The sequence below is a fragment of the Streptomyces sp. NPDC058758 genome (assembly GCF_042746075.1).
Taxonomy (GTDB): Bacteria; Actinomycetota; Actinomycetes; order Streptomycetales; family Streptomycetaceae; genus Streptomyces.
Genome location: NZ_JBHYPS010000068.1, coordinates 1 through 26,592 on the forward strand (window position 1 = coordinate 1; position 26,592 = coordinate 26,592).

The 26,592-nt window shown below is 73.6% G+C and carries 29 protein-coding genes; 13 read left to right on the forward strand and 16 right to left on the reverse strand.

Annotation, left to right across the window (positions count from 1 at the left end; translation table 11 throughout):
* Positions 1–152 precede the first annotated feature (152 nt).
* From sigJ to ACFW6A_RS37805, 3 genes are all read left to right on the forward strand, one after another.
* Positions 153–1,043 (forward strand): RNA polymerase sigma factor SigJ, encoded by an 891-nt coding sequence (gene sigJ, locus ACFW6A_RS37795; RefSeq protein WP_351848591.1) that lies wholly within the window; start codon positions 153–155, stop codon positions 1,041–1,043.
* Positions 1,040–1,453, forward strand: a complete 414-nt coding sequence (locus tag ACFW6A_RS37800) for a hypothetical protein (RefSeq protein ID WP_351848588.1) — start codon at positions 1,040–1,042, stop codon at positions 1,451–1,453. The genes sigJ and ACFW6A_RS37800 overlap by 4 nt, the downstream gene beginning before the upstream one ends.
* Positions 1,454–1,614: 161 nt before the next feature.
* A complete protein-coding gene (locus ACFW6A_RS37805) occupies positions 1,615–2,220 on the forward strand; it encodes a dihydrofolate reductase family protein (protein WP_351848586.1) in 606 nt (201 codons plus the stop codon).
* 100 nt (positions 2,221–2,320) lie between these two features.
* On the opposite strand, the gene ACFW6A_RS37810 is transcribed toward ACFW6A_RS37805, so the two are convergent.
* Positions 2,321–2,569, reverse strand: a complete 249-nt coding sequence (locus ACFW6A_RS37810; protein WP_351848585.1) for a DUF6479 family protein — start codon at positions 2,567–2,569, stop codon at positions 2,321–2,323.
* 355 nt (positions 2,570–2,924) lie between these two features.
* Positions 2,925–3,794: an alpha/beta hydrolase gene (locus ACFW6A_RS37815; RefSeq protein ID WP_351848582.1), complete on the reverse strand. Its 870-nt coding sequence runs from the start codon at positions 3,792–3,794 to the stop codon at positions 2,925–2,927.
* Between the two features lie 117 nt (positions 3,795–3,911).
* Between ACFW6A_RS37815 and ACFW6A_RS37820 the strand changes: the two genes are divergently transcribed.
* Entirely contained in the window at positions 3,912–4,496 is a 585-nt protein-coding gene (locus ACFW6A_RS37820; protein ID WP_386646400.1) for a TetR/AcrR family transcriptional regulator, read from the forward strand.
* Positions 4,497–4,620: 124 nt separating this feature from the next.
* Here the strand turns inward: ACFW6A_RS37820 and ACFW6A_RS37825 are convergent, their stop codons facing one another.
* Positions 4,621–5,316, reverse strand: a complete 696-nt coding sequence (locus ACFW6A_RS37825; protein ID WP_351848577.1) for a hypothetical protein — start codon at positions 5,314–5,316, stop codon at positions 4,621–4,623.
* A gap of 502 nt (positions 5,317–5,818) precedes the next feature.
* Here ACFW6A_RS37825 and ACFW6A_RS37830 point away from each other — a divergent pair.
* The gene (locus ACFW6A_RS37830; protein WP_351848574.1) at positions 5,819–7,075 is read left to right on the forward strand and encodes an IS110 family transposase; all 1,257 of its coding nucleotides are present in this window, start codon (positions 5,819–5,821) and stop codon (positions 7,073–7,075) included.
* On the opposite strand, the gene ACFW6A_RS37835 is transcribed toward ACFW6A_RS37830, so the two are convergent.
* The 6 genes from ACFW6A_RS37835 to ACFW6A_RS37860 form a co-directional block, all read right to left on the reverse strand.
* Entirely contained in the window at positions 7,025–7,420 is a 396-nt protein-coding gene (locus ACFW6A_RS37835) for a hypothetical protein (protein WP_351848571.1), read from the reverse strand. The two genes, ACFW6A_RS37830 and ACFW6A_RS37835, sit on opposite strands and share 51 nt — an antisense overlap.
* A gap of 252 nt (positions 7,421–7,672) precedes the next feature.
* Positions 7,673–8,080: a DUF3224 domain-containing protein gene (locus tag ACFW6A_RS37840; protein WP_351848568.1), complete on the reverse strand. Its 408-nt coding sequence runs from the start codon at positions 8,078–8,080 to the stop codon at positions 7,673–7,675.
* A 255-nt stretch (positions 8,081–8,335) separates the two neighbouring features.
* Positions 8,336–8,860, reverse strand: a complete 525-nt coding sequence (locus ACFW6A_RS37845) for a hypothetical protein (protein WP_351848565.1) — start codon at positions 8,858–8,860, stop codon at positions 8,336–8,338.
* Positions 8,853–9,770, reverse strand: a complete 918-nt coding sequence (locus ACFW6A_RS37850; protein ID WP_351848563.1) for a DUF6286 domain-containing protein — start codon at positions 9,768–9,770, stop codon at positions 8,853–8,855. Before ACFW6A_RS37850 ends, ACFW6A_RS37845 begins: the two co-directional genes overlap by 8 nt.
* Positions 9,767–9,949, reverse strand: coding sequence for a hypothetical protein (locus ACFW6A_RS37855; protein ID WP_351848560.1), 183 nt, complete (start codon positions 9,947–9,949; stop codon positions 9,767–9,769). Before ACFW6A_RS37855 ends, ACFW6A_RS37850 begins: the two co-directional genes overlap by 4 nt.
* 58 nt (positions 9,950–10,007) lie before the next feature.
* Positions 10,008–10,490, reverse strand: a complete 483-nt coding sequence (locus tag ACFW6A_RS37860) for an Asp23/Gls24 family envelope stress response protein (protein ID WP_351848557.1) — start codon at positions 10,488–10,490, stop codon at positions 10,008–10,010.
* Between the two features lie 169 nt (positions 10,491–10,659).
* Between ACFW6A_RS37860 and ACFW6A_RS37865 the strand changes: the two genes are divergently transcribed.
* The 3 genes from ACFW6A_RS37865 to ACFW6A_RS37875 are packed head-to-tail and all read left to right on the forward strand — an operon-like array spanning position 10,660 to position 12,172.
* Positions 10,660–11,241 (forward strand): sigma-70 family RNA polymerase sigma factor, encoded by a 582-nt coding sequence (locus ACFW6A_RS37865; protein ID WP_351848555.1) that lies wholly within the window; start codon positions 10,660–10,662, stop codon positions 11,239–11,241.
* Positions 11,232–11,846, forward strand: a complete 615-nt coding sequence (locus ACFW6A_RS37870) for an Asp23/Gls24 family envelope stress response protein (RefSeq protein ID WP_351848553.1) — start codon at positions 11,232–11,234, stop codon at positions 11,844–11,846. The genes ACFW6A_RS37865 and ACFW6A_RS37870 overlap by 10 nt, the downstream gene beginning before the upstream one ends.
* Entirely contained in the window at positions 11,843–12,172 is a 330-nt protein-coding gene (locus ACFW6A_RS37875; RefSeq protein WP_386485438.1) for an Asp23/Gls24 family envelope stress response protein, read from the forward strand. Before ACFW6A_RS37870 ends, ACFW6A_RS37875 begins: the two co-directional genes overlap by 4 nt.
* 27 nt (positions 12,173–12,199) lie before the next feature.
* On the opposite strand, the gene ACFW6A_RS37880 is transcribed toward ACFW6A_RS37875, so the two are convergent.
* From ACFW6A_RS37880 to ACFW6A_RS37890, 3 genes are all read right to left on the reverse strand, one after another.
* Positions 12,200–13,021, reverse strand: coding sequence for a helix-turn-helix domain-containing protein (locus ACFW6A_RS37880; RefSeq protein ID WP_386646407.1), 822 nt, complete (start codon positions 13,019–13,021; stop codon positions 12,200–12,202).
* 313 nt (positions 13,022–13,334) lie between these two features.
* Positions 13,335–14,681: an MFS transporter gene (locus tag ACFW6A_RS37885; protein WP_351848596.1), complete on the reverse strand. Its 1,347-nt coding sequence runs from the start codon at positions 14,679–14,681 to the stop codon at positions 13,335–13,337.
* 373 nt (positions 14,682–15,054) lie between these two features.
* Positions 15,055–15,888, reverse strand: a complete 834-nt coding sequence (locus ACFW6A_RS37890) for an NmrA family NAD(P)-binding protein (protein ID WP_351848549.1) — start codon at positions 15,886–15,888, stop codon at positions 15,055–15,057.
* Positions 15,889–15,975: 87 nt separating this feature from the next.
* On the opposite strand from ACFW6A_RS37890, the gene ACFW6A_RS37895 reads away from it, so the two are divergent.
* Positions 15,976–16,395, forward strand: a complete 420-nt coding sequence (locus ACFW6A_RS37895; RefSeq protein ID WP_351848546.1) for a helix-turn-helix domain-containing protein — start codon at positions 15,976–15,978, stop codon at positions 16,393–16,395.
* A 12-nt stretch (positions 16,396–16,407) separates the two neighbouring features.
* Here ACFW6A_RS37895 and ACFW6A_RS37900 read toward each other — a convergent pair whose 3' ends face one another.
* From ACFW6A_RS37900 to ACFW6A_RS37910, 3 genes are all read right to left on the reverse strand, one after another.
* Entirely contained in the window at positions 16,408–17,916 is a 1,509-nt protein-coding gene (locus ACFW6A_RS37900; protein WP_351848543.1) for a right-handed parallel beta-helix repeat-containing protein, read from the reverse strand.
* Positions 17,917–18,105: 189 nt separating this feature from the next.
* Positions 18,106–18,888, reverse strand: coding sequence for an Lrp/AsnC ligand binding domain-containing protein (locus ACFW6A_RS37905; protein WP_386646418.1), 783 nt, complete (start codon positions 18,886–18,888; stop codon positions 18,106–18,108).
* Positions 18,831–19,094, reverse strand: a complete 264-nt coding sequence (locus ACFW6A_RS37910) for an Lrp/AsnC family transcriptional regulator (RefSeq protein WP_386646421.1) — start codon at positions 19,092–19,094, stop codon at positions 18,831–18,833. Before ACFW6A_RS37910 ends, ACFW6A_RS37905 begins: the two co-directional genes overlap by 58 nt.
* Before the next feature lie 155 nt (positions 19,095–19,249).
* On the opposite strand from ACFW6A_RS37910, the gene ACFW6A_RS37915 reads away from it, so the two are divergent.
* The gene (locus ACFW6A_RS37915; protein WP_351848536.1) at positions 19,250–20,695 is read left to right on the forward strand and encodes an MFS transporter; all 1,446 of its coding nucleotides are present in this window, start codon (positions 19,250–19,252) and stop codon (positions 20,693–20,695) included.
* 73 nt (positions 20,696–20,768) lie between these two features.
* Positions 20,769–21,965, forward strand: a complete 1,197-nt coding sequence (locus tag ACFW6A_RS37920) for a M20 family metallopeptidase (RefSeq protein ID WP_386481598.1) — start codon at positions 20,769–20,771, stop codon at positions 21,963–21,965.
* 58 nt (positions 21,966–22,023) lie between these two features.
* Here the strand turns inward: ACFW6A_RS37920 and ACFW6A_RS37925 are convergent, their stop codons facing one another.
* Entirely contained in the window at positions 22,024–22,584 is a 561-nt protein-coding gene (locus ACFW6A_RS37925) for an NIPSNAP family protein (protein ID WP_351848530.1), read from the reverse strand.
* Positions 22,585–22,761: 177 nt separating this feature from the next.
* On the opposite strand from ACFW6A_RS37925, the gene ACFW6A_RS37930 reads away from it, so the two are divergent.
* Positions 22,762–23,670 (forward strand): TauD/TfdA family dioxygenase, encoded by a 909-nt coding sequence (locus ACFW6A_RS37930; RefSeq protein ID WP_386646411.1) that lies wholly within the window; start codon positions 22,762–22,764, stop codon positions 23,668–23,670.
* 294 nt (positions 23,671–23,964) lie between these two features.
* The gene (locus tag ACFW6A_RS37935; RefSeq protein ID WP_386646413.1) at positions 23,965–26,454 is read left to right on the forward strand and encodes a collagenase; all 2,490 of its coding nucleotides are present in this window, start codon (positions 23,965–23,967) and stop codon (positions 26,452–26,454) included.
* Positions 26,455–26,592 lie beyond the last annotated feature (138 nt).

A 26,592-nucleotide genomic window follows, 5' to 3' on the forward strand; every position in this document is an offset into this window, starting at 1 on the left:
GGTGGTCAGGTTTACCCCCGCGGGTGGTGTCCCCCCCCCAGACCCCCCCCGCGCCCGGGGTCTTGGGCGGCCGGGGACGCCGGCCTGACATTCCGCCGGGCCGTCTCGTCATGAGGGGTGAGGGAGATCCGACCGAGGGAGCCGCGAGAACCATGACGACCGGTCACACCGCCGAACGCCGCAGGCTGATGGACCTCGCCTACCGGATGCTGGGCTCCTTGGCGGAGGCCGAGGACGTCGTCCAGGAGACGTACGTCCGCTGGTACGCCATGTCCCCCGGGCAGCGGGAGGCGGTGGCGTCCCCCGGGGGCTGGCTGTCCAAGGTCGCCGGGCGCATCTGTCTCGACGTGCTCCGCTCGGCGCGGGTGCGGCGCGAACGTTACGTCGGGGAGTGGGTTCCCGAGCCGGTGCCGTCACCCGCCGAATGGTCCGCCGGCACGCGGGGCGACGGCACGGCCGATCCCGCCGAGCGCGTCACGCTCGACGAGTCGGTCGGCATGGCCTTCCTCGTCGTGCTGGAAGCGATGACCCCGGCGGAGCGCGTGGCGTTCGTCCTCCACGACGTCTTCCGCTACTCCTTCTCCGAGGTGGCCGAGATCGTCGGCCGCACCCCGGCGGCCTGCCGCCAGCTGGCGTCCTCGGCCCGCCGCCGCGTCGACGCCTCGCGGACCCCCTCCTCCCCGGCCTCCCGCAGCGCGCGCGTCGTCAGGGAGTTCAAGCGGGCGTGGGAGGCGAAGGACATCGACGCCCTCGTCGGCCTGCTCCACGCCGACGCAACCGCCGTCGGAGACGGCGGCGGACGCGTCCCCGCCCGGCTCCAGCCGATCGAGGGCGCCGAGCACGTCGCCCGCTTCTTCTCCGACCGGACCCCGCCACAGGGGCTGTCCCTCCACGCATGCACGGTCAACGGCCGGCCCGGCCTCGCCGCCCGTATGGACGGCACCGTCCTGTCGGTCTACGCGTTCGACATCGCGGACGACAGGATCCGCCGGATCTGGGCCGTCCTCAACCCCGAGAAGCTCACTTCCTGGAGAACGGCATGACACCTCCCGTGGTCCTTCGCGGGAGACGTGGCGGCGGACGCGGGACGGGACGGTGTCGGGCCGCGCGGACCACCGCGGACATCCACGACTCCGGCGCCGGTTTCCTGGCCGAGCGCCTCCGCGCGGTCGACCCGGCCCAGTGGCGCACCCTGCTGTCCGGGCGGGCGGACGGTCCGCTCGCCGTGTTGCAGAAGGCCCTCGACCTGGCCGCCTCGCACCGCCGCGACGAGGACCTCCGGGCCGTCGCGGAACCCGCCCTGGCCGCGAGCCCCTACCGGGACGACGCCTTGGCGGGGCTGCGGGACGCCGCGATCCGCCACCGCCGCACCCCACGGGAGGAGCGCCGGTGGGCCGCGGTCCTCGCCCCGGGCAGCGCCTGGTCGGTGGCGGCGGGGCGGCCCGTTTCGTAAGGGCGGCGGGCGGGCGCGGACCGCTGTGGGCGCCGGGCCGCCGCGTCGGCCCGGTCGGCCGCGGTGTTCCGGGTTCTCCCGCCGGTTCCCGGCGCGGCCGATGAGTTCGCGGCTCCCGGCCAGTCCACACTCGTGTACACATCAGCAGGAAGGACACCGCCATGTCGGAGCTTCTCGTCGACTTCATCACCTCCCTCGACGGCTACGCGTCGGGAGAGGGGTGGCCCGGGTTCTGGGGTCTCGAAGGCCCGGAGTACCTCGCGTGGCTCGGTGAGCAGCCCGAGGCCACCTACCTGATGGGGGCGAACACCTACCGCCTGATGTCGGGCTTCGCCGCGGGACGGGTCCCCGACGGCCAGGACGAGTTCAGGCCAGAGGAAGAGGCGTCCGTCGACGAGCTCACGCGCGCCTCCAAGGTGGTGTTCTCCTCCTCGCTCGAGGCGCCGCTGACGTGGGCCAACGCCACGCTGGTGCGCGACGACGCCGTCGAGGCGGTCCGCGCGATGAAGTCGAGCGGCTCGGGGCTCCTCAGCACGATCGGCAGCCTGAGCCTATGCCGGTCCCTGCTGCGGGCCGGGCTCGTGGACCGCTTCCGGGTCGTGATGTTCCCGGTGATCACCGGGGCCACGGGCGAGGAACGCATCTACGACGGCTATCCGGACGTCGCCCTGGAGATGATCGGGCACCGCACCTTCGACGGGCGCCTCCAGCTCGTGGAGTACAGGCCCCGCGTACTCGACCACCCGCCGCTCGGCACGCCTGCGTGACCGTCCCCCTCCCCCGTCCCGTTGCCGTCCGGACCGTGCGGGGGGGCGGCCGATGGCGCTCGGGAGGAGCCGCCGAGGGGGTGTGGTGGGGCGGGACCCGTCAGGCGCGGGGTTCGTCGTTCCGGCGCTGTTCGTCCGGGGTGGACCAGGAGTCGTCGCGGGGGGCGCCGGGCTGCACGCGCGTGGCGTCGCCGGTGGTGCGGCGGCGTGCGACGCGGCGGCTGCCCCACCAGAAGGCGCCGATGAGGAGGGCCACGACGACCAGCCCGATGACGATGCCGAAGCCCAGGGCGTTCGATCCGGCGGAGGCGAGGAGGTCCGGGGACGCGGAGGGGAGGAGGTTCGTCATGGGCACCTTCCGATCGAGCTGCGGACGGCGGGGCTCGGCCGAGCCCCGCGGATCTGGACGCATGGCGCGTCTCTCCCGAAACGGGCACCGCAAACGCCCCGGCGGGAGGCGGGCGGAGGGCCGTCGGTGCTGTCGGCCGGGGTGCCGGTCGCGAGGTCGCCGGACCGTCGCGGTCACGTAGGGGCAGGTGAGGCGGGTGCTGGCCGGTTTCTTCCGCCGGAAACCGGTCGGCGGGGCGGTGCTCCGGCCTCGGGGCGGGGGAGCGTCCGCGTTCCGGCATTCGGGTGGGCGTGCTGCCCGGTACGGGGGCGGGCCGGCCATCGGTCGACGGCCGGCCCGCGTCACGGGGGTGTGGTCAGCGGGACAGGAAGGCGAGGATGCGCCGGTTGACCTCCTCCGGCTTCTCGGCGAGAAGGTGGTGGCCCGCGCCTTCGATCATCGCGCCGTCCGATCCCGGCGGCAGCATGGCGACGAGCTCGGCGAGCGCCGCCTCGTCGATGACGGGGTCCTCGGTCCCGTGGAGGTACAGGGTGGGCTGGGGAGGCAGCTTGTCCAGCACCCGGACCATCTCCCACTGCGGGGTGCCGAACGTCGCGGCCGGGAAGTTCTGCCGGTAGAGCTCCAGGCCGAGGTGGAGCCTCTCCGGGGTGTCGAGTCCCTCCTTCATCGCCTTGCGGTCCTCCGTGGAGTCGTAGCCGGGGACGTTCCCCGTCCAGTGCTCCCAGAGCCAGTCGAGGTAGGCGAGGTCGTTGGCCGCGACGAGCTGGTCGGCTATGGCCATCTGGAAGAAGTAGAAGTGGACGTACCGCTCGATCCTGGCGGGATCCGCGCTGTCGCGGTCGTAGAACTTCAGGGGCGGGACGTCGTTGACGACGATCCTGGACCACCGTTCGGGGGCGGCCGCGGCGGCGCCCCAGGTGGTGAAGCCGCCCCAGTCGTGCCCGATCAGGACCGCGTCGGAGCCGCCGCCGAGCGCGTCGTGCAGGCCGTTGGCGTCGGCGATCAGGTCGGGGAGGCGCATGCTGCCGTCCGGCGGCACCTGGGACGGGGCGAAGCCCCGCATGGTGGGTACGACGGCGCGGTAACCCGCTTCGGCGAGAGCGGGCATGAGGTACCGGTACAGCCGGGGCGTGTCGAAGCCGTGCAGCATCAGGGCGAGCGGCCCCTCTCCCGCTTCGACGTAGGCCAGGTCCAGGCCGTTGACGGTGATCCGCTGGTGTTCCACGTTCGGCTCCTCGTTTTCGAGCGTCTCTAAAAAGAACGTTCTAACTAGACGGAAGCTAGCACGGTGCCTGCGGGCCCACAAGCTAGAACGAACGGTCTATCCAGTAAGCTCTGCCGCATGGCGAACACACCACAGCCGGGCACCCGGGAGCGCATCGTCCGCGCGGCTTCCCTGCTGATGCAGCGGCAGGGGTACGAGGGGACCGGCATCAAGCAGGTCGCCCAGGAGGCCCGGGCCACGCTCGGCTCGGTCTACCACTTCTTCCCCGGCGGCAAGCAGGCGCTGGGCGTGGCGGCGGTCCAGCACGCCGACCAGGAGTTCGCCGACCTGCTGTCGGTGTCGCTGGCCGAAGAGGCCGACCCGGCGAAGGCCATCGCCGCCTGCGCCCGCATGCTCGCCCACCACCTGCGCGACTCCGAGTGGAGGGACGGCTGCCCGATCAGCGCGACCGCGCTGGAGACCACCGGGCGGGTCCCCGACATCGAGCAGGCGGTCACCCAGGCCTTCCAACACTGGCGGGACATGGTGGCGGACACGCTCCTCGGAGCCGGGTTCCCGGAGGGTGTCGCGCGCGATCTGGCCACCACCGTCATCAGCACCCTCGAAGGTGCCGAACTCACCGCGCAGGTCTACAGGAGCGAGACCCCGCTGGTGGTCGCGGGTGAGCACCTGGCCCGGCTCATCGACTCCTACAGGGCGTAACAGCCGCCTGCCGCACGCCCGGCCCGGAAGGCGCCCGGGAACGTATCCCGCGTGCCGTCCGGGCCGGGCCGGCGCCGACCGGGGCCCGGTCCGCGACCCGGCGGGCCGCCGGCCGGGACCCGGTTCATCCGCCGCTCCCCTCCGGCGGCCGCGGTGTCGCTTCGGCCGCCTTGCGGCGCCACGCCCTCGCCTGGCGGGTGAGCCCCTGCCGCTCCGAAAGCTCCGCCAGCCGGATCATCGCCCCCACGTTCCCGGCACTGGCGGCCTTCTCGTACCAGCCCTGCGCCGCGTACGGATCACCCCGCAGTTCCCGGGAACGCCCCAGGGCCAGGAAGGCGTCGGGGTCCCCCTGCCGCGCGCGTTCGGTCAGCCGTTCCTCCAGCTCGGCGAGCATCTCGGAGCCGGTGCGCAGGGAGGCCAGACGACGCCGGCCCTCTTCGTCGCCGGCGGCCGACTTGCGGTACCAGGACGTGGCCGCCTCCCGGTCTCCCCGCTCCAGGGACAGGGCGCCGAGGGCGTTCATCGCGGCGGTGGACCCTCCGGCCGCCGCGCGGCGGGCCCACCGTTCGGCCTCCGCGGCCTCGCCCCGCTGGTGGAGCAACTGCCCGAGGGCGTACGCGGCGTCGGCGAGGCCCGCCTCGGCGGCCCGGCGGTACCAGCCCTCGGCCTCTTCGGCGGCACCCTCATCGTGGCGCAGGGACCCGAGGACGGCCATGGCCTGCGGATTGCCGCCCTCCGCCGAACGCCGGTACCAGAGGGCGGCCTCGGCGTGCTCGCCCCGCCGCCGCAGGAGGTGGCCGACCATCTCCATCGCGCGCACGTGGCCCGCGCCGGCGGCCTCCCGCAGCAGCGGCTCGGCCGCGTCGTGCCGTCCCCACTCGTGGAACAGGACGCCGAGGGTGACGGTGGCGTCGGGGTGCCCCCGCTCGGCCGCCCGGCGCAGCCATCGCTCGCCGCCCGCCCGGTCGCCGTGGGTACCGAGGTACAGGCCGTACCGGAACGCCGCCTCGACGGCGCCGGCCTCCGCGGCCTCACGGAGGCGACGCGCCCCGTCGCCACCCGCCTCGTTCTCCGCCCCCCCCGTTACCGTTTTCGTGGCTCCGCAATGGGGCCTCCGGCCTTCGGGTCCGGCATGACTTCCCCCCCCTTGTTGCGGTTGATGATCCGGGGGGTGGTGTCACCGGGCCCGGAGGCATCGACGGACCGCTGATGAGGGGCTTGAGCACCAGCTTCACCCGAGCCGGAAGAGCTCTCCGTAACGTGGATGTGGCAGCTCGGTGCCGTGGCAGGCCGGACGAAAGCGTGAGTGGAGGGGCTCGCACGTGATCGACACGAGTGACATCGACGTCTTCCTCGGCCTGGACGTCGGCAAGGGCGAACACCACGCCACCGCCGTCACTCCGGCCGGCAAGAAGGCGTTCGACAAGCGTCTGCCCAACACTGAACCCAAGCTCCGCGAACTGTTCGCCAAGCTGCAGGCCAAGCACGGAACCGTGCTGGTCGTCGTCGACCAGCCGGCCTCGATCGGGGCCCTGCCGCTGGCGGTCGCGAGGGATATGGGCTGCCCGGTCGCCTACCTTCCGGGGCTGACGATGCGGCGGATCGCCGACCTCTACCCGGGCGAGGCGAAGACGGACGCGAGGGACGCGTTCATCATCGCGGACGCGGCCCGCGCGATGTCGCACACGCTGCGGGCGATCGACGGCGAGGACGAGACGATCGCCGAACTGGAGATGATCGTCGGGTTCGACGACGACCTGGCCGGCGAAGCGACCCGGGTCGCCAACCGGCTCCACGGCCTGCTGACCCAGATCCATCCGTCGCTGGAACGGGTCCTGGGACCGCGATTGCAGCACCCGGCTGTCCTCACGTTGCTGGAGCGGTTCGGTTCACCCGCCCAGATCCGCAAGGCCGGCAGGCGACGGCTGGTGACGCTGCTGCGGCCGAAGGCGCCGAGGATGGCCGAGCGGCTGGTTGAGGAAATCTTCGCCGCTCTGGCCGAGCAGACTGTGGTGGTGCCCGGAACCGACGCGGCCGCGCTGATCGTCCCGAGCCTGGCCGGGTCACTGACCACCGTCCTTGACCAGCGAAAACTCCTGGCCGGACGGATCGAAGAACTCCTGGAGGCCCACCCTCTTTCGAAGGTCCTGAGGTCGATGCCGGGAGTCGGTATCAGGACCGGAGCACGGATTCTGATCGAGGTCGGCGACGGCAGCACCTTCCCGACCGCCGGCCACCTCGCCGCCTACGCCGGACTCGCCCCCGCGACCCGCAGTTCCGGGTCCTCGATCCGCGGCGAACAGCCGTCGCGACGGGGGAACAAGCAGCTCAAACGGGCTTTCTTCCTCTCCGCGTTCGCCGCCCTGGGCGACCCGGCCTCCCGGATCTACTACGACAAGAAGATCGCCCAGGGCAAGCATCACACCCAGGCACTACTCTGCCTCGCCAGACGCCGAGCCGACGTCCTCTTCGCCATGCTCCGCGACGGAACCTTCTACGAACCCCGGCCGGCCACTGCCATCAGCCGTTCATCGAGTCGGCATGCCGCCATGAGGACTGTTTACGATCATGGCCAGTGACCCAGCGGCAAGGTAGTGGTGATCCGGGAAGTACTCGATGTGCTGGTGCCCGCCGTCGTCCATCTCCGCAATCGACTGAAGTTCGTCAGCGAGAGCCGTCAAGCCCAGTCGATCACCCTCGATGAGCAGAGCGCTGCGCTCCGAGTCAACTCTGATGTGGACACCCGGGCCACTGGTGCTTACCACCTCGACCGAAGCCAATTCAGTGCCCCCAAAACTCGGTTCATCCGAGGCGGTGGTTTCTACGCTGCCCTTCCCCGCGACGAGGGCAAGGGCCAGGACGACGAGTTCCGCCGCACCGCCTGAGACGTCCAACCCTTCGTCGGGAAAGAACAGAACCCTCATCCGCGACAACCCCTTCGGTTCCAAACCATCAGACTCAATAGTCAAAGTCGTTGCCCCTGGTCAACCGGGCATCCCCGGCCCAAGGCCAACCGTCACGGACGTTACTCACCGCTTGACGAAACCCATAGGGGCCCCCGCACGGAGGGCCCCTTTCAGGTCGCTCGCACACAACCGCTCCCCCGACGGTTCACGGCACCGGGACGAGCCCGCCCCGCCGCGATCCGTCCGTGGCCTCGCTCCTGACGGGCTGCGTCACCGACCGATCTCGTAGTCGAACCAGATGTGGTGGGTGCCGTCCTCGTCGACCTCGATGCCTCCGCTTCCGGTGATCCCCGCCAGCTCGCGCGTCCCGCTGCCCGGGACGATGACGAAGAACTCGTCCTGCGGGGTTCCCCCCGAAGTGGTTTTGGAGTGCGCGAAGTTGAAGGAGCCCGCGCCGCCGTGGAGCGTCCCCTCGAAGGACTCCATGGCGATGTAGGTGCCCATGGCGGTGGACTGGTCGAACGCGGAGGTGAACAGGGTGGTCGAGCGGCCGGTCACTTCGCCTTCGTACCGCTTGTCCATCGTGGCGGCGCCGACGGACACCGCGGTCTCGATCTGCGGGCCGGCCACGGGGGCCGGCGTGAAGTCGGCGACTTTGAACGTTCCTGAAGCTCGCATCCGTCCATCGTATGGATCCCCACTGACATCGCCCCGTCGCACGAGCGTGGGGCCTGCTCGACGCACTCGCCGGGCGGAGACCGGTTCGCCCCGGTGACCTGGCGCAAGGGACGGCGACAGCGCGACGACCTCACGGTCGGGGGTGCTGACCGGCCGCCCCTCGGGTTCGCGTGCCCGCGCAGGCCGGGGCGACGCGGCGGAACCGCTCCTGCGGACGGGCTGCCCGGCCGTGTCGTCCGCTCCGCGGGGCACGCGTCAGAGGGCTCGGCGCGGGCGCGCACGTCGGACCTGCAGGCGGATGCGGGTGTCGAGGCGACGCGGTGCCAGCAGGGGGGCGACCTGTGTCAGGACGCCGTCCGACACCGCGGTCAGGACGTCGCCGGGGTGCGCCGTCGCGTCCAGGGTGAGGGTGACGGCCAGACGCGTCGTGCGCCGGCCGCCCGTGAGGCGGCACCGGGCTCGCACGACCCCCGGCAGGGCGGCACAGCCGTCTCGGACGGCGCGGCGGACGGCCCGGCTGTCGAGCCGGCAGCCGGGGACGGCCAGGTCCAGGCGGCGCCGTGCCGGACGCGGGAGCTGTGCGGTGAGCAGAACCAGCGCCCCGGCCAGGGCGGCACCGCCTGCGGCGAGCAGCAGGCGGTGATCCGCGTGTCCCAGGTGCCGCAGGGCGGCGGCGAGGACCCTTTCCCCGCCCCGTGGGACGGCGGCCGCGCCCGAGGCCAGGAGGGCGAGTCCGACGAGAGCGAGTGCCGTCCGGTTGGCCACGGTGCGGCTACGCATCTTCGCCCTCCCGTGCCGGCCGCCGGGCGGGGGCGGTGTGGGGGACCCGCGCGGGACGGAGGACGAGCCGTACCTCCGGTGCGCGTCCGAGGGCCATGCTCCGCAGGGCGCGTTCGACGGTCTCGGTGGCCGTGTCGCGGAGGTCGCGTCGTGCGCCGTGGGCCGCCTCCGCACGGACGGTGACCTCGCGGGAGGTGAGGCGGACCGCGTGGACCCGCAGTCCGGGCACCTCGGTGACAGCCGCACGGACCAGACGCGCGGCGTGCCGACGGCTGACGACCGCCCGTGCCGGCCCGGGGCAGCGCAGGGGAAGCAGGCGGCGGTGGCCGGGCGTCAGGGCCAGGAGGATCAGCCATCCTCCGGCAGCCGCCGCGGCCCATGCGGCCGGGCGCAGGAGGGACCGGCCGCCGGGCACCGTCGTCCACGAGCGCGCCGGTCCCCAGGGCGGCGCGGCGATGCCGGGCAGGTGCTCGTGCAGGACGGTCCACAACGTGAGCGCGGACAGGACGGCCACGGCCGAGGCCGCACCTGTGGCGGCGGCACGCCGCGAGGACCACGGCCTGCCGGCCGGGGCCGGCGACGCCCGCTCGGCGGTGCCCGGCCGGGGCTCCGGGACGAGCGGGTCGAGCTTGCGGACCCGCAGGTGCGCGGGTCCGACGGCCAACCCGGTCAGTTGCCGGGTGCGCCGGGTCAGGTGTTCGTGGAGGTGGACCATCCAGCCCGTGTCGGCCGGAGCGGACAGGGGGAGTCCCACCTCCACGGTCACCTCGACTCCGCGCCCGCGCGTGTGGGCCGCCGACCCCAGGACGTGCCCGCCGGCCGGGGCGGCGGCTTCGACGGCCGCCTGCCGGGCGATCCTGGCCGTCGCGCGGTCGGCGACGGTGGTGACGCCGCGCTCGGCGGGGTTCACCGGTGCCTGCGCTCGGCGATCAGGAGGTCGCGCAGGTCACCGCCGCGCTCCAGGTGGAGGCCGGTCGCGTAGCCGAACCCGCCGAGGACGGCGACCAGGAGGAAGGCCCCGAAGCCTCCGAACCAGCCGGCGAATCCCAGTGCCATTCCGACCAGCAGCCCGAGGAGGTCCCTGCTCATGACTGTTGCCTTCCTTTCCTCATCCGCGGTGTCCGAGCGCCCTGGTGCCGTGAGGGACTCACGCCACCCGCGACTCGGTGACGTCGTCCTCGTCGTCGCCGGGCAGGTGGACGTCGGTGACGGCGATGTTCACTTCCACGACCTCCAGACCGGTGATCCGTTCCACCGCGGAGATCACGTTCTCCCTGACGTCGCGGGCCACGTCCGGGACCGGGACGCCGTACTCCACGACCAGTTCCACGTCGATGGCGGCCTGTCGCTCGCCCACCTCGACCTTGACGCCCCGGCCCACGTTCGGGCGCCCGCCGGGCACCCGGTCGCGGACCGCGCCCAGCGTCCGGGAGAGGCCGCCGCCCATGTCGTGGACGCCGGGGATCTCCCGTGCCGCCCTTCCGGCGATCTTGACGACGACCGCGTCCGCGATCGCCGTCCTGCCACGCGTGCCGCCGGGCTCGTCGACCTGCGTGCGGCCGGCCCCGGGCGCGAAACCACCCTCTGCGTGATCCCGGCGGACCGGGGCCTTTTCCTGAGTCGCCGTCATGGCTGCTCCTTCAACGGGTCGATGGGTGATGGCACTCCTTTGACAGCGCGAGCACGCGATCCGTTACGGACCCCTTGCCGTGAACGGGTGGACGACAGTGCGAATCCAGGGGGCGTAACGAACGCCGGGCGGGGGGTGTCAAAGGAGTGGAGACTGGAAGGAGCCCGCGTTGAACGCTCGGTGGGGCCCGGACGACCATGAAGAAGCGGCCGAGGCCGACGACCGGCTTTTGGCGGTGCGGGCCGCGGAAGGGGACGAGGAGGCGTTCGAGGTGCTGGTCCACCGCCACTCGCCGGCCATGCTGCTGCTCGCCGAACGCCTCATGGGCAGCCGGGCCGAAGCCGAGGACGCCGTGCAGGACGCCTTCGTCAGTGCGTGGCGCAGCCTGCCCGACTACCGGGGCGAGGCCGGTTTCGGCACATGGCTGTACCGGATCGTCACCAACCGTTGCCTGAACCTGCTGCGGGCCCGCAGACCCGCCGCCGACCTCGGCGCGGTCGCCGAACCGGTCGCGCCGGAGCACCAGTCCTCCCCCGTCCGCGCCGCCGAGTCGCAGGCCGCCGTACGCGACCTCGCCCAGGCCATGGGCTCCCTGTCCGCCGAGCAGAAGGTCTGCTGGGTGCTGCGGGAGATCGAGGGCCGGTCGTACGAGACGATCGCCCAGGCGGTGGGGATCAGGCCCGAAGCGGTCCGCGCGCGTGTGTTCCGGGCCCGGCGCATGCTGACGGAGGCGATGGCCGCATGGCGATGACCACCCCGCCCGGCGGGAACCCCGACGACGAAGACCTCGAACTCCTCGCCTGCGGCAGGGACCTGGCAACCGTGTGGGAGCACGCCGACCGGCCGGACGCCGACCCGCACACGGCCACCTGCGCCTCCTGCCGGCAGGCCGTCGCCGACCTGGAGCGCCTGCGGGCCGCCGTCCTCGCCCCGGCCGCGCCCCCCGCGGACGTCGACACCGCCGCCGTGGTGCGGCGCGTCATGGACGCGGTCCGCCTGGAGCTGCGGCCCGGCCGCGACCTGCCGCTCGGCGAGGCCGGCGAGGACAGCTGGATCTACGAGTCCGTCGCAGCCCGCGTCCTGCGCACCGCCGCCGAACAGGTACCCGGCGTCCTGGCCGGAAGCTGCCGCATCGTCCCTCCCGGCAGCCGCACCCATCCCACACGCGGCCCCTCCACCGTTCACCTCGGCATCACCGTCGCCTACGGACAGGACCTCCCCCGCACCACCCGTGCGGTGCGGGACAGCCTGATCAGCGCCGCCCGGCAGCACCTCGGCCTGGCGCTCGGCGACCTGAACGTCACCGTCACCGACCTCCACGAACCCCCCACCCAGCCGCGGGAGTCCAGGCCGTGAACAGCGACCCTTCCCAGGCGCTCGCCCAGCGGGTCGCCGACGCCGTCCTGGCCGTTCCCGGCGTCGCGTGCCTGCGGCCCGGTCTGCGGTCACTGCTGCGGACGGCCGCTTCGCGACAGCCCGACGCCGGGGACCCGCGCGATCCGGGCAGCGCGGTGCGCATCACCTTCGACGCCCGAGGCCGGGTCGCCGCCCTGCGGGTCGACGTCGTCGTCCGCGCACGGCACCAGGCCGCCCGCACGGCCGGCGCCGTGCGGGCCGCGGCGGCCGAGGCGGCGGCCACGACGCCCGGGGCCGTGCGGGTGACCGTCACCGGCATCGTGTGACCGCCCCGCCGCGCCCGGACGGCGCCGTCAGACGGGTGGCGGGCAGGTGAGGTACACCCACAGGGCGAGCGACCATACGCAGGCCACGGCTCCCAGCAGCCGAAGGCGCCGGACTCGCTCCGGGGCCACCGGATCCGCCTCCGTCCTGCCCGCGCCGACGCGCAGCACTCGGCCCGCCGCAGACGCGCTAGGGCCCACCGGACCGGGCGCCGCGCCTTGCCTCGGGGCGGCCGGCCGGGGCGCCGGACGCCGAGCGGCCTCTGCCGGAGGCCGGTCACGGCCCGCGGTCCGGAGCGGGGACGCCTCGCCGTGCTGGGCGAGACCGGCCAGGAACCGCCGGTACGCCTCCTTGCGGTGGCCCCGGGGTGCCGAACGGCCCCGCTCCCAGGACCGCACCGTCGCCGGTGTCACCCCGAACGCCGACGCCACCTGCCGGGTCGTCAGGCCCCACCGCTCCCGCAGCCGGCGCCGTTCGTGCGGCTCGGGCAGATCGCCGGCCCGGCGCCGCGGCACCCCGGCCGCGGGAAGGGCGGCCTGAGAGGGGATCATCTGCTGATGCGCTGTTGTCATACCGGTGTGACAATCCGTGCGCACTCTCCGTGACGCCGGGTTACGGACGATCACCCGTTCGCCGCCGACGGCACTGCGGAAAGGGCTCTCACCACCCTGCTCGCCCAGGCCGGCGCCGAAGACGGTCCCGACCGGATCGGCGCGATCAGCGCCACCGGCGTCCGCCCGGCCGACGGGCAGGACCACCCGACGCAACGGGGTGCCGCCAGGCGGGCGGAACCAGGAGTGGCCCTGGACCCAGCGGGTCGCCCAGCCCGCGAAACCGGGGGTGTCCGGCATCGGGGAGGCGTCCGGCCGGGTGCCGAAGGGCAGCGCGCCACACGCGTCGACCGGCCGGACGCGGCCGCGCCGGGGGCCGGTGACGACCAGGTGCCCGTACCTGCCGCAGCCGTAGGTGCCCCGCAGCGGGGAGCCGCCTCCCGGCCGGGCGGCGGCGCGGCCTCCGGGCGGGACGCGAAGGCCTCGCGGAGGACGACCGGTTCGGCGGGACGGGCACGTGTCCTTCGCCCGGCCGTGGAGGGCGTCGACCGGCAAGCCCCGGCGGGGTGCGCCGGCCTTGCGGGCAGGTCGGCACACCCCGGCGGGGCGAAGGTCACCCGGCCTGTTCCTTCAGGTCCGCTACGGGCACGGGCATGCGCCACGCCACGACCGCGCCGGCCGCGAGCCCCACGACGGCCAGCAGAGCGGCCACCAGGAACGGATCGAAGGAGTGCAGGGACGGGGCGAACCCGATCCCCACGCAGACCGCTCCCCCGGTCGCACCGCCCAGTTGGTCCGCCGCGCGCTGGACGCCCGAGGCGGTCCCGGCGTCGTCCTCGGTGACGCCGCTGACCGCGAGGTACTGGAGCCCCACGAGGCCGAACCCCATCCCGGCCGCGATCAGGAGCATGGGCGGGATCATCGCCATGCCGCCTGCCCGCAGCGCCGCGGTGGCCGCGATCGCGGCCATCGCGGCCGCGGTGAACCCGATGCCGGCGAGCACGCAGGCACGTGCTCCCCACCGGCCCAGCAGCCGGGGCACGAGCGCGGAGATCACGATCAGCGAGAGGGCCAGAGGCAGCATCGTCAGGCCGGCGCCTCGCGGGCCGACGCCCAACCGGTCCTGCAGAGAGAAGGTGAACAGCAGAAACGAGGTCGACAGTGCCCCGCTCAGCAGCATCGTGACCACGTTGGCCGCCACACGCGTGCGGTGGGCGAAGAAACGCAGCGGCAGCAGCGGGTTGCGCGCGCGTGCCTCGACGCACACGAACCCGGCCCCGGCGGCCACCGCCCCGGCCAGCGCCCCCAGGACCACCCATGCGGGTGTTCCTGGTTCACCGGCCTCGACCACGCCGAAGACGAACAGCAGCGGGCAAGCGGTCAGCAACAGCGCGCCGGGAACGTCCGGCCGCGGGGCGTCCTCGGCCACGGGCCGGCCCTGCTCGACCAGGAAGCCAACGGCCGGCAGCACGATCAGGACGAACGGGACCGAGACCAGGAAGATCCACCGCCATCCGAGGTGGGCGGTGATGATCCCGGACAGGACGAATCCGAGCACGAGACCGCAGCTGGCCACCGCCGCCCACACGCTCAGGGCCCGCGACCGACGCGGACCTTCGGGGAACATCAGGACGATGGTGGCCATTGCGGCGGGCAGCGCGATGGCCTCACCCGCGCCCTGCAGCAGGCGCGCGACCACCAGCAGCGCAAACGTGGGGGCCAGGCCCGCCAGCAGCGACGCGGCGCCGAACAGGCCGGTGCCGAGCAGCAGTACGTGCCGCCGCCCGAGCAGGTCGCCCAGCCGGCCACCGAGCATCAGCAGCCCACCACCGGCGACGGCGTACCCGACCACGACCCAGGTCAGAACGTGCCCGTCGACGTCGAAGTCGTCGCCGATCGAGGGCAGGGCGATGTTGACCACGGTCACGTCGACCGCGATGAAGAACTGCAGCAGGGACACCGCGCACAGCACCAGCCATGCGCGTGCCGGGGACGGGCTGTGCCCGCGGGAAGAAAGGATGCCTGGAAGCATCAGGTGCTCCGTCGCTCAGAGGAAGTTCCGAGCAGCACAGACGTGCCGCTCCGGTCTGATCACGAAGCGGCCGGACGTCCAGGAGGAGTGCGTGAGTCGAACGTCCCGCCGCTAGCGAGACGTCCTGGTCACCGCGGCGCAAGCGGCCGCACACGAAGCAGCGGACATGCCCTGAACGCTACCAGGGCGAAGACGCCCGGACGACACCTGCTGGACGTCCCGTCCCTTCGCCCGTGGGCCCCCGCAGGGCCTCCTGGGCCCGGGAAGCCCGTCGCTGCGGAGTGCCTGTCCGCGCGCTCTCCTACCCGGCGGTCTGCGCGGCGGCTTTCGGGCGTGTGGCCGACGCGGCGGCCACGGCCGCGGGCAGGGGGTCGCGGGGCGGGCGGCCGAGGAGGTCCGCGAGGTCGGTGGAGGTCCCGTCCAGGAAGCCGTGCCGGACGGCCGTGGCGATCGAGGCGAGCATGGGCGGCTGGAACGGCAGGAGCGAGGGCGCCTCCTCCAGGAGCCTGCGCCGGTACTCGCCCAGGCCGACGGTGCGGTGCGGGACGCCGAGCCGGCCGGCCACCTGAGCGGCGGTGATCGGCCTGCCGACGAGGTCGTGGACGCGCCCGCGGTGCCCCGCGGGATCCGCCGCGACGATCGCCGCGGCTTCGGCGAGGTCCTCCCGCACGACCGCCGCCAGGGCGCCGTCCCCGAAGGGGGACTCCAGGCCGTCGTCGGCCCACGTCATCAGGGCGCCGAAGAGTTCGGCGTACAGGCCGTTGCGCAGGACGGTCCACGGCAGTCCGCTCGCCCGGACCAGGCGTTCGGTGACGCGGTGCGCCAACGCGAATCCGAGATGGTCGCCGGCCGTGGTCAGGCTCGTGTAGACGACGTGGCGGACGCCGTCGCGGGCGGCGGCTTCCAGGACCGCCGCGTGCCGGGCCGCGACCCGGTCGTCCTCGGCGTAACCGGCGGAGACCAGCACGAGGGTCGACACGCCGGCGAGGTCGAGGCTCGCGCGGTCGTCGAAGTCCAGGCGCCGCGTGCCCTCGCCGGGCGTGCGGCTGCCGCCGGTCGCGGCGGCGCCGCGGGCACGCAGCGCGGCGAGGGTGGCAGAGCCGAGGTTCCCGTTCGCTCCCGTCACCAGGATCATGTCGTTCGAAGCCTTCCGTCGTGGTTCTCTTCGGTAACCAGGCTTGATCCTCGACCGCCGGTCCACCGGCCACAAGGAGGCAGTTCGATGTCACCCACGCACACCGGGGTAACCACCCCCGCCGCTCTCGAGCCCTGCGGCCGCGAGGACCACCCCGACTGCGGCATCCGCGACGTCCTGGACCGCATCGGCGACAAGTGGTCGGTGCTCGTGATCGTCGAACTCGCGGGCGGGCCGCGCCGCTTCCGCGAACTGCAGCGCGCCGTCGAGGGCATCTCCCAGCGCATGCTCACCCTCACCGTGCGCAGGCTCGAACGCGACGGCCTCGTGCTGCGCACCGTGTACCCGACGGTCCCGGCCCGGGTCGACTACCGCCTGACCGGGACCGGAGCGGGCCTCACCCATCTGGTCAAGGCCCTCGCCGACTGGTCCCTCGCCCACCGCGCCGCCATCTCCGAGGCGCGCCGCGCGTACGACGAGGCCCACCCCGACCACGACGTCCGCTGAGTCCGCTGCGGGTTACAGCCCGGGGCCGTTGTAGGCGCCGCGGTGCGGCTTCGTCGTCGCGGAGACCGGGTTCGCCCAGTAGTCGCGGCCGCCGTTGCCGGTGACGACGGAGCCGTTGTTCAGGGCGGGGGACGTGGCGCGCAGCTTGTAGCCGTCGGCGGAGTGGATGGTGTCGCCGCCGGTGCCGGGGTTCACGAACCCCGGGTCGCCGGCGATGCCGTTGGCGGTGGGCCGGGGCACGCCCTGGAAGACGTTCCACAGCCAGGTGATGCCGGGGCCGGTGGGGAGCCGGGAGTCGGCGGTGCCCACCCAGATGTTGTTCTCGACGACGCTCTCGTCGGGGAGGGTGACGTCGAACTTCCTGTCCGTGCAGTAGAAGACGTTGTTGTACAGGTGCAGGGCGGAGCGGCCGGCGCTGACGCTGCTCATGCGGCAGTCGTTCTCGGAGATGTTGTAGCGGATGACCTGCTTCGCGGCGCCGATGGTGCCGCAGCCGTCGCAGTCGAGGAAGAAGCCGCCGATGTTGTCGCGGCTGAAGTTGTACTGGATCGTGCAGGTGCCCGTGTTGCCCCAGTCGCAGTCGAAGGCCTGGCTGTCGGCCACGGACATGCGGGTGATGCCGTGGACGGCGTTCTTCTGGATGGTCGGGTTGTGGTCGCCGAGCACCCAGATTCCGGCGAAGTTGCCGCCGGAGAAGGGGTACGCGCCGTTGCCGACGCCGGAGGCGTTGTTGTACTGGATCATGGGCGCGTCGGCGTAGCTGGCGATGATGCCGTCGCCGCCGACGTCCTTGACGGTGTTGTTCTCGATGAGGACTCCGGTGCCCTTGACGGCCATGGCGCCGACGCGGATCTTCAGGCCGCCGCCGCCCGTGTTGCTGATCCGGTTGTCGTGGACGTGGACGTCGTGGAGGGTGGAGTTCGTGCCGCTCGCGCCCGTGACGATGCCGGCGGACTGCACGAAGTCCTCGGTGGTGGGGCTGTTCTTGCTGGTCTGGCCGGCCACCCGGTCGATGACGAGGTTGCCGATGTCGTAGCCCCGGTGGGCCTTTCCGTCGGTGGCGGAGATCCGCAGGCCGGTGCGGCGGGCGAGGGTGGACGCGGGGTTGGTGAGTGCGAGGTCGCTGATGCGCCAGTGGTCCTGGTTGGTCAGGGAGACCGCGTCGGGGGCGCCGCCGCCGTCGATGACGGGCAGGGCGCCGGTGCCGTACCGGGTGAGGGTGACGGGGGCGGCGGCGGTGCCGCTGCCCCGCGGGGCGAGGGAGCCGGTGCAGGTGGTGCCCGAGGCGAAGGCGAGGGTGTCACCGGGGCCGTACGTCCTGGCGTTGGCCTGCGCGATGCTGTTGAGGGGGGCGGTCGGGCTGCCGTCGCCGGGGGTCGGGCGCGAGCAGTCGACGTGGGTGACGGACGCCTCGGCCGAGGCGGACGCGGGGGCGAGGACGGCGGTGCCGCCCAGCGCGAGGACGGCCGCGACGAGGCCGCGGGCCGTCGACTGCCGTAGGGGGAAGGCTCTGGTGGTCATGGAACGCGACGCCCTTTCTGACGGTTCGGTGCCGCCAGAAGCTAGGTGCGGGCGATGATCGAGTCAATGCAGTTCTGTCGATTGATCGAATTTCGATCACAGACTGGGTGATTGGTCGATTTCTTCCGCCTGAGCGTCCGTCACCGGCCCGCGCGCGGACGGCGCGGGCCCGGCCTCGCACGGCGGCTTTCAGAGCCGGGCGAGTGCGCCCGCCCGCTTGTAGGTGCGCATCAGCAGGGAGGTGTCCGCCGAGCGCAGCCGAGGCAGGTCGCTGAAGGCCCGGGCCACGAAGGTCCGCAGGTCGGCCATGGAGGCGTGGCTCGTGTACCCGAGGACGTTGGTGCGCCCCGTGGTCAGCGCGAGGTAGCGCACGGACGGCTCGCGCGCGAGGGCGCGTACGGCCTCGTCCAGCGCGCCGGGGTGCACGGCGAGCCGGAAGCGGGCCTCGACCGGGTAGCCGAGGACGGCCGGTTCGGCGAGCAGCCGCAGGTGCAGCGCGTGCGAGGTCATCAGCCGGGCGAGGCGCCGCCGGGCCGTCGTCTCGCCGACGCGCAGCTCCTGCGCGAGCCGGCTGAAGGGGATCCGGGCGTCCTGCTCCAGAAGCCCGACGAGGGTGCGGTCGAGGGCGTTGAGGGCGGGCGGTTCCGGCAGCGGGCGCCCTTCGCTCACCGTACGGCGCACGAAGGTGGGCTCGGGGTCGAGGGGTGACCAGTCGTTGGCCGTGAGGAGGAGCCTCAGGACCACGGACGAGTGGACGTCCCGTACGCCGTCGACGCGGCCGATCCCCTCGTCGACGGCGGTGAGCAGCTGGTCGTGGTCGCGCGCCTGGAGCTCGGCGAAGACCTGGAGGTCGCCGGTGGCGACCTCCACCGACCGGACGTCGGGGCGCCGGGCGAGGGCCGCCGCGGTGTCGTTCAGCCGGCCCGGCGCGCAGGTGACGGCGATTCGGCGACGAGGCCCTCGCCGAGGTATTCGGGCACCAGGGACGCCGTGAACCGTACGAGACCGGTGGCGGTCATGCGGTCCAGGCGGCGCGCGACGGTCCGCTCGTGCACGCCCACCCGGTCCCCCACCTCGGCGAGGGGGGCGCGGGGCTCGCGGCCGAGCACGCGGAGGATCGCGTGGTCGACGTCGTCGAAGGTGTACGGGGCCCGTCGCCCCGCCGCCGCATCCGCCATGCCGCACCCCTCCACCGCCGGATTCCACTCCCGCTGATTCTGCCACGCCGGAATCCGCCGACTGTGACGCGAGCTGTTGCCCGTGATTCGCCCGGTGCCCGAAATTGCAGTGCGCTTTCCACCACTCCACTTGCTCGTCAGAACGGGTGCCTCGTATGACCGAAACTCGCACCGCCGCGCCGTCCGCGCCACGCCCGGCCCCGCGCCCCACTCCCCCCGCGGCGGTGATCGCCTCGGTGGCCCTGGTCGAACTGTCCAGCGGTGTCACCCAGGGCTTCCTCTCCCCCGTCCTGCACCGGCTCACGGACACGCTCCACGTGACGGCGGCCGACCTGAACTGGCTCAGCATCTGCAACCTGCTGGCGAGCGTCGCCTTCACCCCGGTGCTCTCGCGCATGGGCGACCTCTACGGCCACCGCCGCCTGCTGCGCTGGACCCTCGCGATCGTCCTCACCGGCTCCCTGGTCGTGGGCCTCAGCACGTCCTTCGGCATGCTGCTCGTCGGCCAGGTGCTCCAGGGCGCGTTCGCCGGCTTCTTCCCGCTGCTGGTCGGCATCCTCCGCAACCGCAGCGGCGAGGGCGAGAACCGGCGCGGGATCAGCTTCATGGTGGCCGCGCTGGTCGGCGGCATCGCGCTCGGCCTCGTGGCCAGCGGCCTCGTCGCCCAGTACGTCGCGCGGCCGACGGCGGCCCTGTGGGTGCCGGCGGTCGGCGTGGCCCTCGCCCTGATCGTGACGTGGCCGCTGCTGCCGGAGAGCGACCACCGTCCCGGGGGCTCGGTCGACTGGCTCGGCGGCGCCGTCCTGTCCGTCGGCCTCGTGGCGGTCATGCTGGGGCTCGGCAAGGGCGGCACCCCGGGCTGGGCGTGGACCTCGCCCGCGACGCTCGGCTGCCTCGCCGGCGGCACGCTGGCCACCGGGCTGTTCGCCCTGATCGAACTGCGCACGCCCGAGCCGATGATCGACGTGCGGCTGTTCGCCCGGCGCGGCATCGTCGTCGTCTCCCTGGTGGCCGTGACGTTCTCGTTCTGCATGATCGGTCTGCAGGTGGCCAACCCCGTGTTCCTGAGCACGGCGCCCGGGGAGGCCGGCTACGGGCTGGGCCTGACGCCGCTGGGCACCGCGTTCGCCATGCTCCCCAACATGGCCGCGATCGCGGCCGGATCCCTGGCCGCGCCGGCGGTGGCGGGCCGGATCGGCGACCGCGCCACGCTGGTGTCGGGGTCGCTGCTGATGGCCGCCGGTTACGCGGGCGCGCCGGCCGCGCACGCGTCGCTGTGGCCCTTCCTGGCGACCACCGTCGTGGCCGGCGCCGGAGTGGGCCTCCTCCAGCACTCCACGCGCACCCTCGCGGTGGAGATGGTCCCGCGCGACCAGACGTCGGTGGGCTCGGGCATCAACGAGCTCCTGATCAACGTGGGCGGGTCGCTCGGGGCGGCGGCCGTCCTGGCCGTGTCCGCGAAGGCGACGCCGGCCGGCAGCCCGCTGCCGCGGCTGGACGCCTACACCACCAGCTGGACGCTGTGCGTCGTCGTCTGCCTCGCCGGCGCGGCGGTGGCCCTCCTCCTGCGGCCCTCGCCGAAGCACCCCGCCGCGCGCTGACGCTCCCCCGCGCCCTTCCCCCCGTCCCGTCCCGGGGCCGGTCCGCCGGCCCCTCCCTCCTGGAGACCCTCCTATGAACGTTCCCGCCCTGCGGAAGGCCAGCCGCACCGCCCTGTCCGCGCGCCAGGACCGGATGATCGCGCTCAGCCACAGCCTGCACGCCGAGCCCGAACTCGCCTACGAGGAGCACCGGTCCGCCCGCAAGATCGCCGACGAGCTCGAACGCGGCGGTTTCGAGGTGACCCGCGGCGTGGCCGGCCTGCCGACCGCGTTCACGGCGACGGCCGGTTCGGGCGAGCTGGTGGTCGGGATCTGCGCGGAGTACGACGCGCTGCCCGGCATCGGCCACGCCTGCGGCCACAACGTCAACGGCGCGTCCGCCACCGCGGCGGCGCTGGCGCTGGCCTCCGTGGCGGACGAGATCGGCGTGACGGTGAAGCTGCTCGGGACGCCGGCCGAGGAGTCGGGCGGCGGGAAGGTCGAGATGCTGCGGGCCGGCCTGTTCGACGACCTCGCCGCCGCGATGATGGTGCACGCCGCGCCGCGGGACGGCGTGGGCATGACCTCGCTCGCCATCAGCAGCTGGAAGGTCGCCTACACCGGCCGTACGGCGCACGCCGCGGCGATGCCGTACCGGGGCGTCAACGCCGCCGACGCGATGATGGTCGCCCAGGTCGCGATCAGCGCCTACCGCCAGCAGATGCCGCCCGGCGGGATCGTCCACGGCATCGTCACCTCGGGCGGCGAAGCCGCCAACGTCATCCCCGGCCGGACCACCGCCGACTACGACTGCCGCGCCGAGTCCGCCGAGGCGCTGCGCGAGCTCCAGGCGCGCGTCAGGGCCTGCTTCGAGGCGGGCGCCCTGGCCACCGGCGCGGAGCTGGCCCTGGAGACGGTGGGCAACGACTACGCCGACCTGCGTCAGGACGCGGCGATGACGGACCTGTACCGCGACGCCCTCACCGGCCTCGGCCGCACGGCCGCACCGCACGACCCGGGTGTGCGCGCCGGCTCCACCGACATGGGCAACGTCTCCCACCTGGTGCCGACGATCCATCCGATGATCGGCTACGACTGCGGCGACGCGATCATGCACAATCCCGAGTTCACCCGGTACGGCACCAGCCCGGGCGCCGACCGCGCCGTCCTCGACGGCGGCCTCGCCCTGGCCTGGACGGCGATCGGCCTCGCCGTCGACCCCCGCCACCGCTCCGCCCTCCTGGAACGCCTCGCGGCGAGGAGGGCGCCGGAGCGGAGCCGCCTCGGGTGACGCCCCGGCGCGCCCCGTGGCCTGCCGCGCTCCCGCCCCCGCCCCCGCCCCGCCCCGCTCAGGAAGGGTTCCCCGGCCCCACGGGCTCCAGGCGCAGCCGTCGGGCCGGCCAGGGGGCCGGCGCGGCCGGGCCGAACCAGACCCGGACGTCCTCCCCGGTGCGGACGGGCAGGCGAGGGAAGTCGTTCTCGGCGTGCTCGGTGCGGTGCAGCGCGTGCCGCGCGCCCAGGTGCCGGGCGGCGTACGCGTCGAAGCCGGCCGCGTCCGCGGGGTGGCAGACGGTCGCGGACACCTCGCGCGCGCCCGGCTCCGGCGTGAAGCCCGGGCCTCGCAGCAGCAGGACGTCGTCGCTGTCGATCATGGTGGCGTTGGCGGTGTCGCGGTGTTCCCGCCAGACCGGGCCGGTGTAGAACGCCTCCAGCGCGCGGCGCCGGTGCGCCATGTCGGGGAACGCGCGGAGCCAGACGAAGCGGTCCGGGTCGTCCAGGTCGCGGAACCGGCCGCCGACGGTGATGCCGACCGCCTGCTGGCCGGTCACGAACGCGCGCTCGAAGAGCTCGATCAGCGTCTCCCGGGTGCCGGGACGCAGGGTGTACTGCCGGAGTTCGACGATGCTCATGCGGCGGCCCGCCCCGTGCGCGGGAACTCTGTGGTCCTGTTGTCGTCCATGCGCCGCACGGTAGGGCAGGTCTCCTGACACCTCCTGTCAGTGGATGTCGAGCCGCGCGCCGCGGGGGCGCCGGTTTGAAAGGGTGCCGGCGCCGCCAGGCTGTGAGGGAGCGGAGGGGGAATCGCGATGACGGGACTCCACGGCGGTGACGGACCGTCGGCTTGGGACGCGGAGACGCTCCGGAGGGAGGAATGGCTGCTGCCGGTGGCGCCGGCGCGGGGCGGACCGGTGGACGACGCGCTGGTCGGACCGGTGGACGACGCGCTGGTCGGACCGGTGGACGACGCGCTGGTCGGGGCGGCGGACGCCCGCCTCTGGCGCGGGGCCGGGTTCGTCGTGCTCCGGGGGCTGGAGCTCGCGGATCTCACCGACGCGCGGTGCGTCGAGCTGTGCGCACGCGTCGTCGGCCGGGTGGGCGCCCCGGCGGGGCTCCGCCTCCAGCGGTCCGGCAACGAGCTGCTGACGGCGGCCACGGCGCCCGCCGTCCCGCGGGCGTCCGGTCCCGGCGCCCCCGTGCCCCCTGACGGCGACGACCGGGTGCTCCCGCCGCACATGGACCGGGGCGAGGGCCCCCGGCCGCCCCGGCTCCTGGCGCTCCTGTGCATCCGGTCGGCGGCCGAGGGCGGGGAGTCCCTCCTGGCCAGCGGCCCGGCGCTGCACGACCGCCTCGCCGTCGAACGGCCGGAGGCGCTGCGCGAGTTGTACCGGGAGTTCCGCTTCGGGCGCGGCCGGGACTTCGACCGCGTCCGTCCGGTGTTCCAGCGCGACGGCCGGGCCCTGCGGGTGCACTACAACCGTTACTGGATCGACCGCGGCCAGGAGGAGACCGGCGTGCCCTTCGGTCCGGAGCGGCGCGACGCCCTGCGGGCGATGGAAGCACTGCTGGAGGACCCGGCGATGGTGAAGGTCCTGCCCCTCCGCCCCGGAGACCTCCTCCTCGTGAACAACGGGGCCGTCCTGCACGGCAGGACGCCGTTCAGGAACGGTGCCGCGCCGCCGACCCGGCGCTGTTACGCGCGGGTCTGGGCGGACTGACAAGGGGCTCGCCGCCCACGGGGGCGCGACTCGCCTTCCGGCCGGGGCGGGAGGGGGCACGCCGTCGCCGGCTGCGCGACGGGCGGATGACACGGAGGTGACGCGACGGGTTCCGTCACACCCCTTCCCGTCACCATGTGACGTGTGAAATTGTACGTGCGCTCCGAGAGTCCCTGCCGGAGCGCCGTCCTTCACTCCCCCACTGTTGTCCGGCCCTGTCATGCGGCCGTGCAAGGCCAGGAGGCCCAGGTGAAAACCGCCCGAATACCGGGACTGCCGTACCGCGTAAGGCTCTTGACCGCCACCGTGACGTCCTGTCTGGCGTTCGGGGTGCTCGCCCCGGCCGGTCAGGCCGCCGCCGCTCCCCTCCCCGCTCCGGCCCCGGCCCCGGCCGCCGCCCCCGCCGCCGCACCGCGGCCCGCGAGCGTCCCCGCCCCGGAGACCCGGGAGGCCGGCCACGCCACCGGGAGGGTCCCCGCCTCCCAGCGGCCGCCGGTCCTCGCCGCCGAGGACCCGGCCGCCACCACGCAGCCCTCCGCCGACGCGCGGGCCCGGACCGCCGCCGCCTGCAACGTCGCCGACTTCACCACCCGCACCGGCAGCGCCCTCGTCCAGCTGGTCAAGGCGTCCGAACCGGGCTGCGTCGACGACCTCTTCCAGCTCACCGGCAGCGACGCCAGGGGCGCCTTCCGCGAGGCGCAGATGGTGACCGTCGCCGACGCGCTGCGCGCCGGCTCCGCCGCGTACCCCGGCGACAACAGCACCTCCGTCCACCAGCTGGTGCTCTTCCTCCGCGCCGGCTACTACGTCCAGTGGTACAACTCCTCGGACGTCGGCAGCTACGGCCCGGCCCTGACCACCGCGATCCGGGGCGCCCTCGACGGCTTCTTCGGCAGCGCCCGCTCCCGCGACGTCACCGCCGCCAACGCGGGCATCCTCGGCGAGGCGGTCACCCTGATCGACAGCGCCCAGGAGAACGTCCGGTACCTCCCGGTCGTCAAGCGCCTGCTCACCGACTACGACGCCGCCGCCTACAACGGCGTCGCCGGCATGACCGCGGCGGTCAACAACGTCAACACCGTGCTCTTCCGCGGCCACCAGACCGACGGCTTCCTCGCCGCCGTCCAGGCGGACCCGAGCCTGCTCGACACGCTGGCCGCCTTCACCTCCCGCAACAAGGCTCTCCTCGGCGGCACTTACGGCTACCTGCCGTACAACACCGCCCGCGAGCTCGGCCGCTTCCTCCAGCATCCGGGGCTGCGGCCCACGCTCCAGCCGCTGCTGCGCGGGCTCGCCGACCAGAGCGCCCCGAGCGGGAACACCGCCTACCTGCTGGCGGCCCTAGCCGAGATGGTCGACGCCTACGACCCCTCCCGCGCCGCCGACTACGGCACCGCCGACGCCGCGGCCCGGCTGCGCGCCGGCATCCTCGTCACCAGCCACTCGTGCAGCCCGTCCATCCGGGTGCTGGCCCAGCAGGTGACCGCCGCCGACCTGGCCGCCGTCTGCGACAGCCTCGTCGAGCAGGACGCGTACTTCCACTCCGTCGCCCGCGACCAGGGACCCGTCGCCGACGACCACAACACCGCCATCGAGGTCGTCGTCTTCGACAGGAGCTACGACTACCAGGTCTTCGCCGCCGCCATCTACGGCATCAACACCGACAACGGCGGCATGTACCTGGAGGGCGACCCGGCCGTACCGGGCAACCTGCCCCGCTTCCTCGCCTACGAGGACACCCGCGTGCGGCCCGACTTCCAGGTGTGGAACCTGAACCACGAGTACACGCACTACCTCGACGGCCGCTTCGACATGTACGGCGACTTCACCGCCGGCGTCTCCACCCCCACCATCTGGTGGATCGAGGGCTTCGCCGAGTACGTCTCGTACTCCTACCGGAACCTGACCTACGACGCGGCCGTCGCGGCCGCCGGGCGGCACACGTACAAGCTGAGCACCCTCTTCGACACCACCTACGAGAACAGCGACACCGAACGCACCTACCGCTGGGGCTACCTGGCCGTGCGCTACATGCTGGAGAAGCGCCGCGCCGACGTCGACGCCGTGCTCGCCAAGTACCGCGCCGGCGACTGGAACGGCGCCCGCACCCTCCTGAAGACCACCATCGGCACCCGGTACGACGCGGACTTCGACACCTGGCTGACCGCCTGCGCCGCCGGCGCCTGCTCCACCACCCCGCCCGGCAACCAGGCCCCGACGGCCTCCTTCGAGGCGACCGTCAGCGGCATGACGGCCTCCTTCACCGACACCTCGCGGGACGGCGACGGCACCATCGCCGGCCGCTCCTGGGACTTCGGCGACGGCACCACGTCGACCGCCGCCCACCCCTCCCGCACCTACGCCGCGGCCGGCACCTACACCGTGAGGCTCACCGTCACCGACGACAAGGGCGCCACGGCCACCACCAGCCGCACCGTCGCCGTCTCGGCCCTCCCCGAATGCAGCGACCCCGACGCCCGCCGCCTCGACCGCGGCTGCACCCGCAGCGGCGTCTCCGCGACCACCGGCAACTACGCCTACCACTACCTGTACGTCCCCGCCGGCACCCCGCGGCTGACCATCACCACGACCGGCTCCAACGGCAACGCCGACCTGTACTACCACGCCGCCTCCTGGGCCACCACGGGCGCGTACACCGCCCGTTCCGCCCAGGCCGGCAGCGCCGAGACCCTCACGGTGGACAACCCGCCGGCCGGCTGGGTCTACGTCAGCCTCCACGCCCAGCAGGGCTTCACGGGGGCGAGCGTCACCGTCCGCTACTGAGCCGTCCGCACCGGACCGGCCCCGGCCGCGGCCCCCCCCCCCCCGGGGGGGGGGGGGGGGGGGGGGCCGGCCCCCCCCGGGGGGGCTACAAGTCCGAGGGGGGGGGCCCAGAAGCGAGCGGGGAGTAATAAAGAAGCG

Bases quoted from the DNA above. Each gene is read 5' to 3' on its own strand.
- ACFW6A_RS37805 (WP_351848586.1), top strand. From the start codon at position 1,615: ATGTCGGAGCTTCTCGTCGACTTCATCACCTCCCTCGACGGCTACGCG.
- ACFW6A_RS37900 (WP_351848543.1), bottom strand. From the start codon at position 17,916: ATGACCACCAGAGCCTTCCCCCTACGGCAGTCGACGGCCCGCGGCCTC.
- ACFW6A_RS37910 (WP_386646421.1), bottom strand. From the start codon at position 19,094: ATGGCGGATGCGGCGGCGGGGCGACGGGCCCCGTACACCTTCGACGAC.
- sigJ (WP_351848591.1), top strand. From the start codon at position 153: ATGACGACCGGTCACACCGCCGAACGCCGCAGGCTGATGGACCTCGCC.
- ACFW6A_RS37840 (WP_351848568.1), bottom strand. From the start codon at position 8,080: ATGCGAGCTTCAGGAACGTTCAAAGTCGCCGACTTCACGCCGGCCCCC.
- ACFW6A_RS37835 (WP_351848571.1), bottom strand. From the start codon at position 7,420: ATGAGGGTTCTGTTCTTTCCCGACGAAGGGTTGGACGTCTCAGGCGGT.
- ACFW6A_RS37860 (WP_351848557.1), bottom strand. From the start codon at position 10,490: ATGACGGCGACTCAGGAAAAGGCCCCGGTCCGCCGGGATCACGCAGAG.
- ACFW6A_RS37810 (WP_351848585.1), bottom strand. From the start codon at position 2,569: ATGACGAACCTCCTCCCCTCCGCGTCCCCGGACCTCCTCGCCTCCGCC.
- ACFW6A_RS37855 (WP_351848560.1), bottom strand. From the start codon at position 9,949: ATGAGCAGGGACCTCCTCGGGCTGCTGGTCGGAATGGCACTGGGATTC.
- ACFW6A_RS37890 (WP_351848549.1), bottom strand. From the start codon at position 15,888: ATGATCCTGGTGACGGGAGCGAACGGGAACCTCGGCTCTGCCACCCTC.
- ACFW6A_RS37925 (WP_351848530.1), bottom strand. From the start codon at position 22,584: ATGAGCATCGTCGAACTCCGGCAGTACACCCTGCGTCCCGGCACCCGG.
- ACFW6A_RS37915 (WP_351848536.1), top strand. From the start codon at position 19,250: ATGACCGAAACTCGCACCGCCGCGCCGTCCGCGCCACGCCCGGCCCCG.
- ACFW6A_RS37845 (WP_351848565.1), bottom strand. From the start codon at position 8,860: ATGCGTAGCCGCACCGTGGCCAACCGGACGGCACTCGCTCTCGTCGGA.
- ACFW6A_RS37870 (WP_351848553.1), top strand. From the start codon at position 11,232: ATGGCGATGACCACCCCGCCCGGCGGGAACCCCGACGACGAAGACCTC.
- ACFW6A_RS37930 (WP_386646411.1), top strand. From the start codon at position 22,762: ATGACGGGACTCCACGGCGGTGACGGACCGTCGGCTTGGGACGCGGAG.
- ACFW6A_RS37800 (WP_351848588.1), top strand. From the start codon at position 1,040: ATGACACCTCCCGTGGTCCTTCGCGGGAGACGTGGCGGCGGACGCGGG.
- ACFW6A_RS37895 (WP_351848546.1), top strand. From the start codon at position 15,976: ATGTCACCCACGCACACCGGGGTAACCACCCCCGCCGCTCTCGAGCCC.
- ACFW6A_RS37880 (WP_386646407.1), bottom strand. From the start codon at position 13,021: ATGCCGGACACCCCCGGTTTCGCGGGCTGGGCGACCCGCTGGGTCCAG.
- ACFW6A_RS37920 (WP_386481598.1), top strand. From the start codon at position 20,769: ATGAACGTTCCCGCCCTGCGGAAGGCCAGCCGCACCGCCCTGTCCGCG.
- ACFW6A_RS37820 (WP_386646400.1), top strand. From the start codon at position 3,912: ATGGCGAACACACCACAGCCGGGCACCCGGGAGCGCATCGTCCGCGCG.